Annotated in this window: 19 protein-coding genes; 3 read left to right on the top strand and 16 right to left on the bottom strand. The window is 67.8% G+C overall.

The window, feature by feature from the left end; all coding sequences use genetic code 11:
• Positions 1-34 precede the first annotated feature (34 nt).
• On the bottom strand, positions 35-361 hold the full coding sequence (locus tag ACZ60M_RS04805) for a WhiB family transcriptional regulator (RefSeq protein ID WP_465414745.1): 327 nt from the start codon (positions 359-361) through the stop codon (positions 35-37).
• A 343-nt stretch (positions 362-704) separates the two neighbouring features.
• Between ACZ60M_RS04805 and ACZ60M_RS04800 the strand changes: the two genes are divergently transcribed.
• Positions 705-3140, top strand: a complete 2436-nt coding sequence (locus ACZ60M_RS04800) for a transglycosylase domain-containing protein (RefSeq protein WP_465414743.1) — start codon at positions 705-707, stop codon at positions 3138-3140.
• An 80-nt stretch (positions 3141-3220) separates the two neighbouring features.
• Here the strand turns inward: ACZ60M_RS04800 and ACZ60M_RS04795 are convergent, their stop codons facing one another.
• Positions 3221-3940, bottom strand: a complete 720-nt coding sequence (locus tag ACZ60M_RS04795) for an ABC transporter ATP-binding protein (protein WP_465414926.1) — start codon at positions 3938-3940, stop codon at positions 3221-3223.
• 184 nt (positions 3941-4124) lie between these two features.
• On the bottom strand, positions 4125-5063 hold the full coding sequence (locus ACZ60M_RS04790) for an endonuclease/exonuclease/phosphatase family protein (protein WP_465414741.1): 939 nt from the start codon (positions 5061-5063) through the stop codon (positions 4125-4127).
• Positions 5064-5556: 493 nt separating this feature from the next.
• Here ACZ60M_RS04790 and ACZ60M_RS04785 point away from each other — a divergent pair, with 493 nt between their 5' ends.
• Positions 5557-6417, top strand: coding sequence for a hypothetical protein (locus ACZ60M_RS04785; RefSeq protein WP_465414739.1), 861 nt, complete (start codon positions 5557-5559; stop codon positions 6415-6417).
• 100 nt (positions 6418-6517) lie between these two features.
• Positions 6518-7180 (top strand): pentapeptide repeat-containing protein, encoded by a 663-nt coding sequence (locus ACZ60M_RS04780; RefSeq protein WP_465414737.1) that lies wholly within the window; start codon positions 6518-6520, stop codon positions 7178-7180.
• A 7-nt stretch (positions 7181-7187) separates the two neighbouring features.
• Here the strand turns inward: ACZ60M_RS04780 and amcA are convergent, their stop codons facing one another.
• The 13 genes from amcA to ACZ60M_RS04715 form a co-directional block, all read right to left on the bottom strand.
• Complete coding sequence (gene amcA / locus ACZ60M_RS04775; RefSeq protein ID WP_465414735.1) at positions 7188-7376, bottom strand: multiple cyclophane-containing RiPP AmcA; 189 nt, start codon at positions 7374-7376, stop codon at positions 7188-7190.
• On the bottom strand, positions 7354-8490 hold the full coding sequence (amcB, locus tag ACZ60M_RS04770) for a cyclophane-forming radical SAM peptide maturase AmcB (RefSeq protein ID WP_465414734.1): 1137 nt from the start codon (positions 8488-8490) through the stop codon (positions 7354-7356). The genes amcA and amcB overlap by 23 nt, the downstream gene beginning before the upstream one ends.
• Positions 8491-8620: 130 nt before the next feature.
• Positions 8621-9394: a WbqC family protein gene (locus tag ACZ60M_RS04765; RefSeq protein WP_465414924.1), complete on the bottom strand. Its 774-nt coding sequence runs from the start codon at positions 9392-9394 to the stop codon at positions 8621-8623.
• Positions 9366-10049 (bottom strand): YdcF family protein, encoded by a 684-nt coding sequence (locus ACZ60M_RS04760; protein ID WP_465414922.1) that lies wholly within the window; start codon positions 10047-10049, stop codon positions 9366-9368. The genes ACZ60M_RS04765 and ACZ60M_RS04760 overlap by 29 nt, the downstream gene beginning before the upstream one ends.
• On the bottom strand, positions 10049-11110 hold the full coding sequence (locus tag ACZ60M_RS04755; protein ID WP_465414732.1) for a helix-turn-helix domain-containing protein: 1062 nt from the start codon (positions 11108-11110) through the stop codon (positions 10049-10051). Before ACZ60M_RS04755 ends, ACZ60M_RS04760 begins: the two co-directional genes overlap by 1 nt.
• Before the next feature lie 306 nt (positions 11111-11416).
• Complete coding sequence (locus tag ACZ60M_RS04750; RefSeq protein WP_465414730.1) at positions 11417-11893, bottom strand: hypothetical protein; 477 nt, start codon at positions 11891-11893, stop codon at positions 11417-11419.
• Entirely contained in the window at positions 11890-12528 is a 639-nt protein-coding gene (locus tag ACZ60M_RS04745) for a hypothetical protein (protein ID WP_465414728.1), read from the bottom strand. The genes ACZ60M_RS04750 and ACZ60M_RS04745 overlap by 4 nt, the downstream gene beginning before the upstream one ends.
• Entirely contained in the window at positions 12525-12980 is a 456-nt protein-coding gene (locus ACZ60M_RS04740; RefSeq protein WP_465414726.1) for a hypothetical protein, read from the bottom strand. The genes ACZ60M_RS04745 and ACZ60M_RS04740 overlap by 4 nt, the downstream gene beginning before the upstream one ends.
• Complete coding sequence (locus ACZ60M_RS04735) at positions 12977-13375, bottom strand: hypothetical protein (protein ID WP_465414724.1); 399 nt, start codon at positions 13373-13375, stop codon at positions 12977-12979. Before ACZ60M_RS04735 ends, ACZ60M_RS04740 begins: the two co-directional genes overlap by 4 nt.
• A gap of 225 nt (positions 13376-13600) precedes the next feature.
• A complete protein-coding gene (locus ACZ60M_RS04730) occupies positions 13601-13864 on the bottom strand; it encodes a hypothetical protein (RefSeq protein WP_465414722.1) in 264 nt (87 codons plus the stop codon).
• Entirely contained in the window at positions 13857-14108 is a 252-nt protein-coding gene (locus ACZ60M_RS04725; protein WP_465414720.1) for a hypothetical protein, read from the bottom strand. Before ACZ60M_RS04725 ends, ACZ60M_RS04730 begins: the two co-directional genes overlap by 8 nt.
• Positions 14109-14129: 21 nt before the next feature.
• The gene (locus ACZ60M_RS04720) at positions 14130-14474 is read right to left on the bottom strand and encodes a hypothetical protein (protein ID WP_465414718.1); all 345 of its coding nucleotides are present in this window, start codon (positions 14472-14474) and stop codon (positions 14130-14132) included.
• A complete protein-coding gene (locus ACZ60M_RS04715) occupies positions 14471-14782 on the bottom strand; it encodes a hypothetical protein (RefSeq protein ID WP_465414716.1) in 312 nt (103 codons plus the stop codon). Before ACZ60M_RS04715 ends, ACZ60M_RS04720 begins: the two co-directional genes overlap by 4 nt.
• Positions 14783-15300: the final 518 nt, after the last annotated feature.

Below are 15300 nucleotides of genomic sequence, written 5' to 3'. Positions count from 1 at the left end.
CGGTGCTCATGCCTTCTAGTGAGAGGCTCGCCGGTCAGAAGTTGACGTCTACCGGTATCCGGCGCCGGTTGCCCTTGCGGGCGCTTCGCTGCTCCTCCTCAAGTGCGACCTCGAAGACCGATCGCCAGGAGCGGACGTCGGCGTGCCTGCGCAGCAGCGCCCTCCGCTCCCGCTCCGTCATGCCGCCCCAGACGCCGAACTCGATGCGATTGTCGAGCGCGTCCGCGAGGCATTCAAGCCGTACCGGACAGCCGCGGCACACTTTCTTCGCGTTGTTCTGCTCTGCCCCTTGCACGAACAGGGCGTCAGGATCGCCTTCCTGACATAGCGCCTTGGTCGTCCAGTCGATCAGCAAACCCATCCGCATGACCTCCCCGTGAGATCTTTCCCCTTCATACCCCCCGACGACTACATTCGAGTGACCTCTCGATCACTCAAAGTGGCCGTCAGAACGGACCTTACACCTCTCGTAAGGGTTTGACTACTCTCCGAGACGAAAATCGGACTCCATGGGACGGCTTCACCCCTACGGTTCACTATGCGAAGTCGGCTCGCGATAATAACGATTCCGATACGAGTGCATCTCCCTTTCCGTATGGGGGCGTATCAATTGCGGGCATTCATGTCGGCCCGCATGCGAGCCGCCGTCCGGAATACGGATGCTGCCGTGCCGCACTTCCCGACGTTCGTTCTAATCTGAGGCGGTGGAGACCTTGAAACGCGACCGGAGTCCCCTGAGGGACGGCATCGCGCTGCTGATCTGCGGCGTGCTCGCCGGTGTGCTCGCGGCCGCGGCCGCCTTCCCCCTCGTCGGGCTCGGCGGCCTCGTTGCCGAGAACAGCGTCAACTCGTTCGAGTCGCTGCCGACGGAGCTCACCCAACCCACGCTGCCGCAGACGACCTATGTGTACGCCGCCGACGGCGAGACGCTCATCACCTCCTTCTACGAGGAGAACCGGCGCGAGGTCGGACTCGACGAGGTCTCCCCGGTCATGATCGACGCGCTCCTGTCGGCCGAGGACTCGAAGTTCTACGAGCACAACGGCGTCGACTGGGTCGGCATCGTCCGCGCGGCGGTGGCCAACCAGGGCGGCGACTCCCAGGGGGCGTCGACCCTCACCATGCAGTACGTACGCAATACCCTGATCTACTCGGCTTCAACCATCGACGACGTCATCGCCGCGTCGGAGGACTCGTACGACCGCAAGCTCCGAGAAGCCCGGTACGCCATGGGCGTTGAAGAGACGATGTCCAAAGAGGAGATCCTCGAGGGCTACCTGAACGTGATCTACCTCGGCAACCAGGCCTACGGGGTCCACGCCGGGTCCTACGCCTACTTCAACAAGCCGCCGAGCGAACTCACCGTGGCCGAGGCCGCGACCCTCGCTTCGCTGCCGAAGTTCCCCTCGCTCGCCGACGGGCTCCTCGACGGCGACGGCGAAGGCGACGAGCAGCCCATTGTGGACCGCCGCGACTGGGTCCTGCAGCGCATGGCCGACCTCGGCAAGATCACCCAGGCCGAGGCCGACGAGGCACAGGCGCTCCCGCTGGGCCTGAACCCGCGCCCGGTCCGCAGCGAATGCGTCGACGTCGCGACCCCCAACTGGGGCTTCTTCTGCGACTACTTCAAGGCGTGGTGGGCGTCCAACCCCGAGTTCGGCGAGACCGAGCGCGACCGCGTCTCGCTGCTCAAGCGCGGCGGCTTCAAGATCGTCACCAGCCTCGACCCCGCGCTCCAGGAGTCGGCGATGGACGCGATCCACGACAAGATCGACGACGACGACGAACGCGCGCTCGGCTCGGTGACGCTCACGCCCGGCACCGGGCACATCCGCTCCATGGCGGTGAACCGCGTCTACAGCCTCGACCAGACCGAGAACGGCCCGCGCTCCGACGGCGACGACTCCAAGCCCTCGAACTACCCGAACACGACCATCCCGCTCCTCAGCGGCAACGAGCAGTCCTCCGGTTTCCCGGCGGGCTCGACGTTCAAGATGTTCACCATGGTCGCCGCCCTCGAAGCGGGCTTCCCGCTCAAGACGACGCTGCCCTCGCCGTTCCGGTACACCTCGATGTACCCGGCCGCCGCCTCGGAGAACTCGGCGTGCGGCGCCTACATCGAGGACAACGTGCGCCACTGGTGCCCCTCGAACGACGGCGAATACGCCAGCGGCGGGCCCATGAACATGTGGTCCATGTTCGGCAGGTCCTCGAACACCGCGTTCGTGCAGCTGCAGCAGCTCGTCGGCACCTCGAAGGCGGTCGACGTGGCCGAGCGGATGGGCGTCACCTTCTACCCCGGCGGCGTCCAGTCCAACCGCGACAACCTCGACTCCTACGGCGTGTTCACCCTCGGCATGGGCGACACCACCACCCCGATGGACATGGCCGAGGCCTACGGGACGGTCGCCGCCAAGGGCAAGCACTGCGAGCCCCTGCCGGTCCTCCAGGTCTTCGGCGCCGACGGCAAGGAATGGGCCGAGGCGGCCGCGCCGAAGTGCGACCAGGCCATCGCCGAGGACGTCGCGCTCGCGGCCGTCAGCGCCGCCCACTGCCCGGTGTACGACTCGGCCGACCGCACGCAGTGCACCGGCGGCACCGCCCGCGAGACCGAGGACTTCGGCCGCCCGATCATGGGCAAGACCGGCACCGCCGACTCCGACCGCTCCTACTGGTTCATCGCCGCGACCCCGAACGCGGCCACCGCTACGTTCGTCGGCGACCCCGACAACTCCGCGAACAACGGCCTCGCCTCGGGCTTCCACGACCAGGTCCGCCAGGCCGGCGCGGCCATCCTCAAGAAGGCCGTGAAGGACCTGGACGAGCAGGGCTGGAAGGCCCCCTCGGACGCGATGGTCAACGGCAAGAACCTCGTGTCGATCCCGTCCATCGACTGCATGGACGCCGACGACGCCCGCGCGCGGGTCGCGAACGCCGGGTTCGACGCCTCCATCGCACCCGGCCAGTACGACTCGGACTGCAAGGAAGGCGAAGCGTACGGCACCTCGATGACCGGCTCCGCCCCCAGCGGCAGCCCGATCTACATCCTCATCTCCAACGGCAAGGACTACAAGGAAGAGGACGAGAAGCCCGGGGACGGCGAGACGCCCGAGCCGAGCACACCGCCGGACCGGGACTGACCCGGAAGGGCCGCAAGCGAACTGCGGGCCCCGCGCCTTTCGGCGCGGGGCCCGCAGTCCTTTTGGGAGGAAGGAAGCTTCTAGGGCGCCTTCGGCATCACGAGGGTGCCGGGGGCGGCGCGGTCGACCGGGACCGTGCCGTGGTGGTCGTCGTGGAGGTGGTTGCCTTCGCGCAGCTGGCCGTCGCGGATGGTGACGGCCCGCTGGGCCCGTTCGGCCACTTCGTGGTCGTGGGTGATGATGAGGATCGTCAGGCCCTCCTCGTGCAATTCGTCCAATGTGGCCATGATGGAGTCGGCGGTCTTGGAGTCGAGGTTGCCGGTGGGCTCGTCGCACAGCAGCAGGCTCGGCCCGGCCGCGAGGGCGCGGGCGATCGCCACGCGCTGGCGCTCACCGCCCGACAGGGTCGTGGGGAGGGCGTCGAGGCGGTGGGACAGGCCCACGAGCTCGAGCTTCTCACGGGCGATCTGGCGCCGCTTGCGCTTCGGAATCCCCTGGTACACCAGGGACATCGCGACGTTCTCGGTCGCGGTGCGGTGGGCCATGAGGTGGAACGCCTGGAAGATGAAGCCGATCTTGTCGGCGCGCAGCTGCGTGCGGTGCGCCTCCTTCATCTTCGACGTGTCGTGCCCGTCGAGCCAGTACGTACCGGCGGTGGGGGCGTCGAGGAGGCCCAGGAGGTTGAGGAGGGTCGACTTGCCCGAGCCGGAGGGGCCGACGATCGCGACGTACTCGCCGTCCTCGATGCGCAGCTCGACCGGTTTCAGGGCCTCGACGGGCGGCGGGCCGGGGTAGGTCATGCCTACGCCGTCGAGCTCGATCAGCGCCCGGCCGCTCGCGGCGGGCCCGGCGTCGACGCGCGCGAACACCGCGGTGTCGTCGGCGCCCGCGCTGACGGTCGGCAGGATCATGGTCGCGTCGTCTTCGGTCACGTCTCCAAGACGCCCGAGGCGCCGCGTCCGGTTGCACGCAAGCGCTGATCCGCTATTGGAACGCGAAGTCGGCCATCACCGGGCGGTGGTCGGAAGCGGTCGCGTCCAGCACGTCCGAGCCCGTGGCCTCCAGGCCCCGGTACAGGACCTGGTCGATCCGCGCCAGCGGCGTGTCGGCGGGCCAGGTGAACCCGAAGCCCTTCCCGGCCTCGGCCTGGGCCGAGGAGAGCTGGTAGGTGATCGGCGCGAGCGCCCGGTCCTGCGAGGTGCCGTTCAGGTCCCCGGCGAGGACGACCCGCTCGAGCTCCTCGTCGGCGATCGCCTCGCCCAGGAGCAGTGCGGTCTCGTTGCGCTGCGCCGAGGTGAACCCCTCGGTGTTGACGCGCACCGAGAGCAGGTGCGCGACGTAGACCGCGACGGGCTCGCCCTCGATCTCCAGGGCGGCGCGGAACGCGCGGGCCCAGCCGAGGTTGAGGTCGACCTCGTAGGAGTCCACGACGGGGTAGGTGGACCAGAGCGCCACGGTGCCGTAGGAGACCGAGTACTGGTAGGCGGGGTCGAGGACCTCGCTCCACTCGTACCGCTGCTCCTCGGTGAGCTCGACGAGGACGATCACGTCCGGTTCGGCCGCGAGCAGCGTGGCGGCCGTGCCCTCGGTGTCGGTGTTGTTCGCGTTGACGTTGTGCGAGACGATCCGGAAGTCGCCCTCGCCCTTGTGCTTGTCGGGGATGAGCCCGGCGTACATCTGGAACCAGACCAGGCCCGGCAGGAGCGCGCACACGATCGCGAGCGGCTTGCGGCGGATCGCGGCGAGGACCACGAGGACGGGCACGGCCAGGCCGAACCACGGCAGGAACGTCTCGATGAGGCTGCCGAGGTTGAACCAGCGGTTGGGGATGAACCGGTGGAGGAGCAGGATCGCGGCGAGGAGCAGCGAGAGGACGATGACCGCCCCGCTGAAGATCTTCCCGCCCGTCGAGGATCGGCTCACCCGCTGCCGCCTTTCTCCGTGTGAGCGGCGCTTGACGCGCCGTCCGCGCCCGCCCGGCGGCGCGGTCCCGACAGGTTAGCCGCCCGTTGCGAGAAACGACGAACGCCGGGCCTTGGCAGACCCGGCGTTCGCGACGTTGGCGGTGGCGGTGGGATTTGAACCCGCTGCCATCTTGGCCTATCCGAGCCTGAAGGCCAGCTCAACGGTACTTGATAGGTCGACTAGGGACTTGGGTGGGGAATAGATGGGGAACACACTGAAGGTAGCGACACGCCTACTAACAGAAAGACTCGGACTCCGTTTCCCCCAAGCCCGACGGACCCGGCGGATGAACAACAGCGGGCCGGGAACGCCACGTTCCCGGCCCCGTAACCCCCGTAGATCACTCCGGCCCTGTGGCGCCGAGATCGCCGAGAGAGCGCCCGCCCTGGGCCTACGACGGAGGGCGAGAAAGTTGTTTGTGCATCATTGTCCGGATCGGTACGATTGAGGCATGAAACAGGTGCCCAGCAAGGAGGAACACGCCCTCGAGGTGCTCAAGTACCAAGCGCACGCGCAGCGCCACTTCGCGTGGCAGTTCAAGGGGTTGCGGCCGGCGGCATGTGGCGGCATCGGCCACGTTCCCGACGAGCTAATTTGCCCGTTGTGCGGACGGCTGACTCCTCGGGACGAGCTGACCTTCGAGGATGTGCCTGCGCGCAAAGCTCCTTCGACGTTCGGCCAGTGGGTCACTGGGTGCTTTTCCTGCAAGCGCTGCAATAACGGCGCTGGTAAGAGTTACGAGAAAATCGCCAGTTGGCTGGCGGACAAGCCGATTCTCGATATCCCCCACCAGCGGTGCCCCGTCCACGGGGGGCTGCATGTCCGTACGAGCAAGGGCGACCGTCTCTTCCTGGTGGAGAAGCGGCCGATTCTGCTGACGGAGCTCAAGGCGGCATTCTTTCTGGCGTTCATGGTGTTTGGCTACACCTGGGCGCTTTCGGTCGAGCTGACCCAGGTGCGTCAAGCACTGATCGATGGCCGATTGACCGACGAAGTTGAGGCGCAACTCGTCCGCGGCCTGATTTCAGCAGGCGGCGAGACGGGAAACCTGATCTACGAAACCACCACGCCCGCCCCCTCGATCACGGTCCGGCATCACAGTGGCTCAGCGATCGTCCTTCCTACGATTGGCGGCCAGTACCCGCAGGCCCCGAAAGGCGAGGGCCGGAGCCGGACGTGGCCCTGGCCTGATTTCAAGGAAAAGGCAGCAGGCACGGTTGAGGGCTACCACGATGCGGGCGGCCTCTTCCACTACGACCTGTGCGCTTCGCACAGCCGCAACTACGTGCATAGCGTGCCCCTGTTTCTCTAGTTCGGGATTGCGGCAGACCGGGGAGACATGGCGCTCGGCGCTCTCGGGTTGAGGCTGGTTTCACTACACTGCGGAAAAGGCGATGCGGAGGTACGCGGGCGTGGAATTTCGAGAGTTCAGCGAGAACCGGCGGGTGCAGCAGCCGACGATCGAGTCCGAGGACTTGGAGACGGTTTCGGTTGGGCTGAAGGGCGAGTTCGCGTTCGAGGAGGTCCACGTCATTGGCGGCGAGTTCTCCGGTACGACCGGCGAGGGCCGTTTGACCCGGGCGGTGCTGGAGAATGCGGACCTGTCGGAGACGGTGGTCGATCCGCTGGCTCTGGCGGATGTTCGCCTGTCGGGGTGCGTGCTGTCGAACTCCCGCTGGAGCGCGGTCGATGCGCGGCGGGTCGAGGTCGTGAAGTCGCAGGTGGTGGGGTGGCGGGTCGAGTTCGAGCTGGCGCAGGACGTCTACATCGGCGACTGCCGCGCCGACTTCGCAAGCTTCGACTTCGCCTCCGTCAAGGGCCTGGTGGTGTTCGAGCGCTGCCGGTTCAAGGAGTCCGAGTTCTCCGGGAATCTCTCGCGCGCGGTGTTCCTGGACTGCGACTTGGCGGACACGGATTTCTCGGGTGTGACTGACGCGCGCGGCCTGGATCTGCGGGAGTCGAAGCTTTCGGGGGCGAAGGGGTTCTTGTCGTTGCGGGGGGCGCGGGTCACCGGCGACCAGGTGCTCCAAGTTGCCGGTGACCTCGCCCGCGAGGTGGGGCTAGCGGTCGACTAGGCCGGGCCTATTTCTTGTGCCAGTTGTCCCAGGAGGGGCGGCTGTCGAAGGGCTTGGCGGGGAGCTTGTCCCAGGTGGGGCGGCTGTCGAACTTGCCTGCAGTGTGGACGCCGGGGCCGGTGCCGGCGGGGGCCAGCAGTTCGGCCAGCGTCTCGTTGGCGAGTTCGATCCGTTCATCGAGTGTTGCGGCGCGCATGGGCGAGCACTCCTTCCATTGTGGTGATTTTTGATCCGGTGCAGTAGTCGGTTCGGGTGCCGTCGAGCCGTCCGTGTTCGAAGAACTTGTTGGACGCCTGTCCGCCGCCGCAGCTCTGGTAGTACTCGCAGGTGGTCGCGCAGGCTGCCTGGCCGGCGGCGAACTCCCGGACCCAGAGCGCATCGGAGGCGCGTGCCAGGATTTCGGTGAAGCCGTGCTCGAGGATGTTGCCGGAGGCGAAGTCGCCGAGGCGTGCGTCGGTGAATCCGGCCAGCTCGGGAGACAGCAGCGTTACGTTGCCGTTCCACTCCACGGTGGGGATCGGGTCGACCCAGTCCACCGGGGGTCCGGCGTCGGGCGATCTGAGGTAGTCGGCGATGCGGTCGAGTTCGCGGATGTGCAGGGCGGGGTTGGACGCCCAGGCGGCGGTGATCGCCTCCCAGAACCTGGTGGTGCGTTCCAGGCTCAGGCGGTGACCTGCCTCGTGCCGGGTGGTGGTGTTGCTCCCTTCGGTCTCTTCGATGTTGATTCCCAGGGACGTGCAGCCGAGGGCCACGAAGAACTCGTACAGCTCGGGCGCTGTCGCTGGGTCGGGGTCGTCGACGACGGTGATGGCGGTGAAGGGGATGTCGGCGGCGCGCAGGCGCTCGATGCCTCGCATGGTGCGCGTCCAGGTCTCGCGGCCTGCCAGGTCGAGGCGGTGGCGGTTGGCGTCGATCGGCCCGTCGATGCTGACGCCGACCTTCATGTCGCGGGCTTCGAAGAAGGCGCACCAGTCGTCGTTGATGAGGGTGGCGTTGGTCTGGATGGTGTGGACGACCGGCAGCGGGTCGAAGGCGTCGCACAGGCGCCGGAGCGCGTCGAGGCCGATGGCGGTGGGTTCGCCGCCGTGCCAGACGATCTCGACGGCATCGATCGGCCCGTCGAGTACGGCGACGCTGCGGGCGACGGCTTTCGCGACGGCGGGCGACATGTTCAGCCGGTCGCGGCGGAACGGCAGGTAGCAGTAGTCGCAGTCGAGATTGCACAGCGTCGTCGGCTGCATGATGACGGTCCTGATCGGCCCGAACGTCAGCGTGGGGGCCGGGCCTGCGGCGGTGGCGGGTGGGGGCATGGGTCCTCCCTGAGCAGGGCCGCCGGGTACGGCGGTGGTGGACTTGGTCCCTCAATTCTCGATTCGGATGCGTCAGGCCACAATGCACTCGCGTGGCAGGGGTGTAGCAGTGGCGCTGCAACCGTGCAGGTCAGGTCCCGATTGGCGGGTGCAGGCCGCGGGCCGTGGCGAGGCCGGTCACCGCGTCGGCGACGGTGTCGGCGCCGTGTGCAGCGAGGGCCCACAGGCCGGTGATCTGGCGGGCGGCCCGCCACACCGGCCCGGCCTCCTCGCCCGGCGAGGGGTACGGCACGAGGCCGATCCCGGCGAGGGCGAAGCGGGCGGGGTCGACGTAGCGCAGCCCGCCGCTCCCGCACAGGTACGCGCCGGCGCCGACCGCGGCGCACAGGTCGATGAGCCGGTCAGTCCGGTCGGCACCGGCGCGGAGGTCGCTGGCGTAGGCGATGGTGCCTTTCCAGCCGAGGGCATCGAGCATCGCGGCCGTGGATGCGGTCGCGGCGTCGGTGAGGGTGCCGGTTTCGCGGAGGGCGTCGAGGGTGCGGTCTCGGATGTGCTCGACGGTGTGCCAGTGGGCGCTGGGGCGGTAGGCGGCGGCGATCATCTCGGTGATGCGCCGAGCGGCCCTTAACGGTTCGGCGGCGATGGTGTCGCGGATGAGCGTGTCGCGCCCCTTCGGTCGGTGGGTCTCAATCGAGAGCCATTGGCGCCGTTCAGGGTCAGCCAGCGCCGCAAGACGGGTGCGGTGCTGCCAGTCGCGGCGGACAGCCTGGACGGTGTCGAGGACGATCCAGGTATCGGCGGCGGCAATCTTGGCGAGGGTCGCCATGCGCGGCAGCAGATTCGGCTGGTGAATCGCGCACGTCACCGGGCGGGGGTCAGAGGAGTTTGGTGCCGCATCCGGCATCGATGAGGAGTTGGAACGCATTCAGGGTCTCCGGGGGCTGGGGCTGCTCGATCGCGAATCCGAGTGCAGGGTACCTCCAAATCCGGTCGAGGTCGCCCACGATGTTCGCCAGGACCGTCTCGGCCGGCAGTGCGTCCCGGTGCCACATGAGGTCGAGGTAGGTGCCGAGCGCGGCGCCGGTGGAGACGCATTGGAGGTCGACTTCGGGCCATTGGGACCGGCAGGTCGCCCATGCCCGGCGCTCCATGTAGGGCATGCAGGCGGCGAGGATCGTGGCCGGTTTGATGCCCTCGGCGGCGAGCAGGTCGCGCGAGTTGGTGAAGTTCTCCCCGGTGTGCCGGGCCTCGGTCTCGACCATGATCGCCTCGGAGGGAACGCCGCGGCTGACCATCCGCTCGCGGTAAGCGAGGGCTTCACCGCCGCCGAGCAGGTCGCGCGTGGAGGCATGCTCGCCGCCGGTAGCGACGACGAGCGGCGCGAGGCCTTCCAAGTAGAGGTCGGCGGCGACGTCGGCGACAGCGATGTCGTGGCAGCCGAGCGCGATGATCGCCTCGGCCGGGCCGGGCGTGTGCCCCAGCTGGTGGTAATCCCAGACCGTCTCGGCGGCCCGCCAGATTGCGCTGCCTGCTGCGGGGCGGGTCGGGTCCTCGATCATCACGTCGCCCTCCTCCTGGTCGCGCTGGCGCGGATCGCTTCGATGCTCCGGCGCTGATGGCCCAGACCATACCGGGCGGTGATCGACAGCGCCTCCTCCAGGACCGACTCGCCTTCGCCGAGGGTGGCCCGGTCGGACAGGAGGATGTGGCCCCGGGCCGTCCACAGCCGCACCTGCTGGAGCGGGGTCGCGGCGGTCCCGGTGGCTTCGGCGGCGCTGATGGCCGCGTGCGCCTGATCGAGCCTGCCTGCGGCGCGGTGAACGAGCCCGAGCTTCTGCTGGGCGACCGACCAGTCCTCGACTTCCCCGAGCCGGTCGAACTCGCCGGCCGCGGCCTCCATCCATTCGGCGGCGCTCTCGTGCAGGCCCTGCTTGGTGAGCGCGGTGCCGACCCACAGCCTCGCGCGTGCCCGGTCCCGCTGGCTGAGCCTGCCGTCGTCGCTGAGGCTCTGGTAGGCCTCAGCGGCGTGCGTGAGGTTCCCGCTCATCTCCGCGACCACGGCGAGAACGAGTTCGGTCTGGGCCTGTCGGCGTGCGAGGCCGAGTGAGGCGAAGAGGCCGGCGGCGGCGCGGTAACACGGCTCGGCCGAGCCGGGTCCGATCACGAAGCCCTGATCGCGGCGCAGGTCCCCGGCGACCAGGAGCGAGAGCGCGTACAGCTCCGCCCCCATGTCCTCGGTGGTCGGCGGGGCGGCGAGCCACCGCTCGGTCAGTCTGGCGGCGAGCACAAAGTGTTGGCGCGCCACCGCCTCTCTGGCTCGTTCGAGATCCTCGGCCCAATCGCTCAGTCCCGCACCGTCATACGGGTCCGCTCCGGTGAGTTCGGTTGTGGGAGCGGATATTTGGCTGGTGAAGCGCTGCCGTGCGGCCGGGGCGGCGGCATCGAGCGCGGCGTCGAGGATGTCCTGCGTCTCGGGCAGCGGCGTGATGGCGACGCCCCTGGCCTCCCAGTAGGAGACCGTGCGAGGTGCGACGCCGAGCCTGGTGGCGAAGTCGCGCACGGACAGGCGCATCGCCCGGCGTAGAAGGGCGGCCTCGGCTCCGGTCCATACCTCGACCATGGCACACCCCCAACGAAGTCCTCTCCCATTGAAGCAGGCCGGTCAACCCGAATGCGACACAGTGGAAAGGCGGGGCAGCCGCACTAGTGCCGTCGCATTTCCCGGCGTGCGGCTGCCCCTTGGGACCGGGCAGCCTGGTGGGCCCTTTCCGGTCCCCGTATGTGGCCGCTTTAGACGGCGGATGGGTGTGGTTGCTTGGGTGGGGCCGCCGCTCGAAGGAATCGGTCGGCGGCGGCCCCGCGGGGAGTCCGGGAGGAGACTCCCCGGTCTCTGGGCGGCGTGGTCCGGTCAGCCCGCTGAGCCGCGTCAGCGCCTCCTCGTGATGCTGCGCCAGATTCGGCGATGCCACGGCTCGGGCATCAGCCACTCGATCGGCGAGTCAAGGCGCATTTCCATCTTGTCGATCAGTGCCGCTGGGTACGGCAGTTCGCGCGTGGTCCCCAACTGGGCGATCACCTCGGTGAGGACGGCTTTGGAGCCGTTCATGTACCCGAGGTAGGAACGCTTCACGAGGGCGCAGTGGTGCAAGTTGATGGCCTGCGCCCAATCCCGAAGCTGCTCGGAGGTGATCGTCTCGTTGCGCCAGCGGAGCAAGGCACCGCGCGCATGGACACGGGCGACCACGATCCTCGGTCCGCCGCGCGGGCCGGTGTCGAAGAGATGCTGGACCTCGGTGAGGTTCTGGTCGAGGGAGCCGGAGAAGGTGACCAGCGCGGCTAGTGCCCGCTCCGCGCGGTCGGTGTACGGGTTCGGGGCCGGTCGGCCCAGGTTGCGGGTCGTCATGAGTACGCGCCTCCGGGGAAGGCTCCGGACCAGATCCACGCGGCCAGCAGGGCAAAGATTCCGACGAGGAACGCCGCAAGGTACCGGCTGTTGCGCAGTGCTTTTCGCACGTCCCGGTAGACCAGCAGGTGCACGGTGAAGTGGATGGTGAGATAGGCAAGGTCGCCGAGCGCCACCGCGGTCAGCCGCGGTGTCCCTTCAGGCACAAGCCAGATGCCCACGGACAACCAGAGGGCGAGGTTGAACAGCGCGGCGACCAGGCTCGCCTCCGCTCCAGTGCCGTTGTCTATGCGGGAGGTGTCTTCTGCGTCCTGGCTTTGCGCTTGTGCTGGGCTGAGGTCGGCGAAGTCGGCCGGGTTGTAGTGGAAGCGCCAGTGCTCAAAGGCCCATGCCAAGATCACCTCGCGCTCGGCTTCAATGCGGGCCTTGTCCTTCTCGTCTATCCAGGTGTGGACGATCAACTCGGGTTCGTCGGTGTGGAGTTGCTGGACGCTGGCGAGCAGCCAGTAATCATGGGGGCCAGCGTTCGGGTTGATCAGGCCCGCCACGGTCGGCGTGTCCACAGTGCCCTTCGTGGTCGACTGGTCCAGCGCGTACGAGCCATCGGCAGTCGTAAGTACGCTCAGGCGCTTCACGAGGCGACCTCCCCGACTGCGGTGCCGAGGGCGGAGCCGGTCACCAGGACCGCGGTCACGATGGCGGTCATCGTGAGCAGAGCCCGGCGTGGGGGCTTCGCGGGGTTCCTGGTGAGGACGTGCATTCCGATGACGATGGCGGCGATGCCCACCACCACGGCGAGGCCCGCTTGCTTCGGGGTGATGAACAGGCTTGGGCCGAAATGCAATTCGGCGCCGATACCGGAGACGATCAGCAGGGCCGATCCCCCGAATCGGCGGACCAGTTTGCCCGTGAAGATGTCCACGAGCCATCGGGAAATGTTGCCCATCTTGCCGGGCGCGGCCACCGCCATCATCCAGACGCCCAGGGCGAAGACCAGTGCGATGCCGACGCCGATGAGTACGCCGCGAAGTGGCGCCCACAGGTCGGCTGCGAGGCTGTCCGCTGCCGTATCGAGCAACTCGTTCACGACAGGGCGCCCTCGTACTCGGGGGCGAGATAGGCGGGGCAGTCAGGGCCGGGCCTGAGGCCGTGGCGGGCGTCGAGGGGGGTTCGGTCCCGGATCGCTTCGGAGAGCGCCCGGCAGGTGTCGAGCACGTTGCGCTGGAACTGGCTGCCGGGCAGCATGCCGATGTCGATTGCCTCGTCGCGGTCCCAGGCGGGGACGATATCGCCCGTGGGTGTCACGCGGACAGTGCCGAGAGGCCGGTCCTGGTCGCTGGGGATGACGAGTGCGAGCGCGAACGCATGGTTGCAGACGGCTAGGGACGGGGTCTGGGTGATTCGCATGGAGTAGCCGGATTCCCTGATCGTCCCGATCACGATCGAGATGGCGGCCTCCGGCTGCTCGGTTGCGGTACTCATTGGGGTGCTGATTCCTCACTAGATATCGATGGGCTAAACGGTCCTGTGTGGTTTGTGATGTGGGGTCCCGGGTGCGGCGGGTCATCCACGGGATCGGGGATGCTCTCGTACCGAGTCGGCTCCCGCCGCACCCGAGTCAGGTGGGTAGCGATGACCTTCCGGGCCCTTCGAGGTGTGGGCTCGGTGATCGCGTCGCGTTCCGATATGTCGCTGTGTGATCTGGTGTTACTGAACGGCGTTCGCTCGGTCGGCCTCGATGATTTGGCGGGCCTTCATGTCGATCCACGGCCGCCAGGAGTCCCGGTGCCAGGTGGAGAACCAGTCGGACGACGCGAACGGGTAGATGCGGCTGACCTTCACCGGTGCCCCGTTGCCTTCGCGGGAGTCAACCTCGAACATGTCGCGAGGTACGCGACGTACGGTGAACGTCAGGCCGTCTCGGGAGAACTCCCCGAGAACCTCCCCGCCGCCGGCGCGCGCCTCAGTCATGTCCCTTGTAGACATCCACTGCGTGGGCGGCGATGACCTTCCGGACATGGGACCCTTCGCGGTCGATGTCACTGCCCCCCAACACGTCTCGAAACCGCGAACTGGGGTAGACGCTCGGAGATTTGGAGTCGAGTCGGAAGACGTTCGCGACGAAGAGGCCGTCTTCAGCGCGCGTCACGTTGACGATATTGCCGTCGCGCTTGAATCGCAGTTGCAGCCCGGCGATGTCCACCACCGGCTCCACGGCGTTCTCCTCCACCACCGCCTACGACCCCGTCCCTGCCGCATGGATCGGTCTGGCCCGCTGGCATACCCGCCTGAGCTGAAGCGTCTTCGCGACCACTTCGGTCCGCTGCTCCGCGGTCCACTCTGCCGAGACGTGCTCCCAGGCCGGCTGTTCGGTGTCGAGGCCCGTTACGACGGCTACTCCGTCTTGGCTGACGGGGTGAACGATGCTGTACCGAGCGCTGTCCGCGCTCGAGTCCGGCGTGCCGGGCTGGTTCGCGTACTCGGGAAGGTAGGCGCGGAGCTGGCCCACGCCAGCCACTCTGAACTCGCCGATGTTCAGCCAGACCGCCGCGTCAGTTGACATTTCCGGACGGCGGCTCATGACCCGCTCCTAGGAGACGGGAAGTAAGAGGAGGTCCCTTTCGAGGACACCTCGTTATAGAACGCGACCGCCTCCGTCAGGATCTCGTCGGCGTACTCTCTGAACTGCTCGAAGCCTTTGGGGGCGGGAACCTCGAATTCAGGGCCTCCGTCGGACCTGATCTTGCTCACCTCCGCGACGAGCTTCGCCGGGGTCCCTGGTGCGTATACGAACACCGTGGCGTCGCCGGGATACGCCCGGTATGCCAGCTCGGTCGAGCCGTCACTGAGCTGCCGCAGGCGTTTCGGCGTTACGGCTGCGCCGGTCATGTCGATCGAATAGTCAGGCTCCCCGCTCATCGGACCACCGCCGAACGGTCGACCGGACAGCCCTTTGACCGCGCGGACCTCGGGCGGGACGAGGGCTTCCGCGATCGGCGGTGCCGTCGAAGCCGCTTCCCCAGGGGCCGGGACCGGGGCGTTTGAATCGGAGGGGCAGTGCAAGCCTGCGGGTTGAGGATCGTGTGCGCTTCGGTTGGGGAGAACAGGTAGCCGTCCTGCACGGCCTGCGCACGGTCCCGCTCGTCGGAGGCCTTCCGGTAGTCCTGGAGGGCCTGCTGGCGGATCTCGCAGCCCGCCCTGGGGCAGCGTTCCGCGCACCAGTCGCAGTACCAGCCGAACAGCACCCGGCGGGACTGATGGAGCGCGAGCTGCGTCTTTGCCGGGCCGAGGCGCTCATCGTAGGATTGGTAAGTACGTGTCATGAGAGAAGGTCCATTTCTCTCGTGGCCGCTGGGCGGCCCACGCCAGGACGGATCTCGCCAAAAGTTCCCATGTCCCTGCGTGGG

This window comes from Glycomyces sp. NPDC050141 (assembly GCF_055586545.1).
This window is presented reverse-complemented; position numbering and strand designations above follow the sequence as displayed.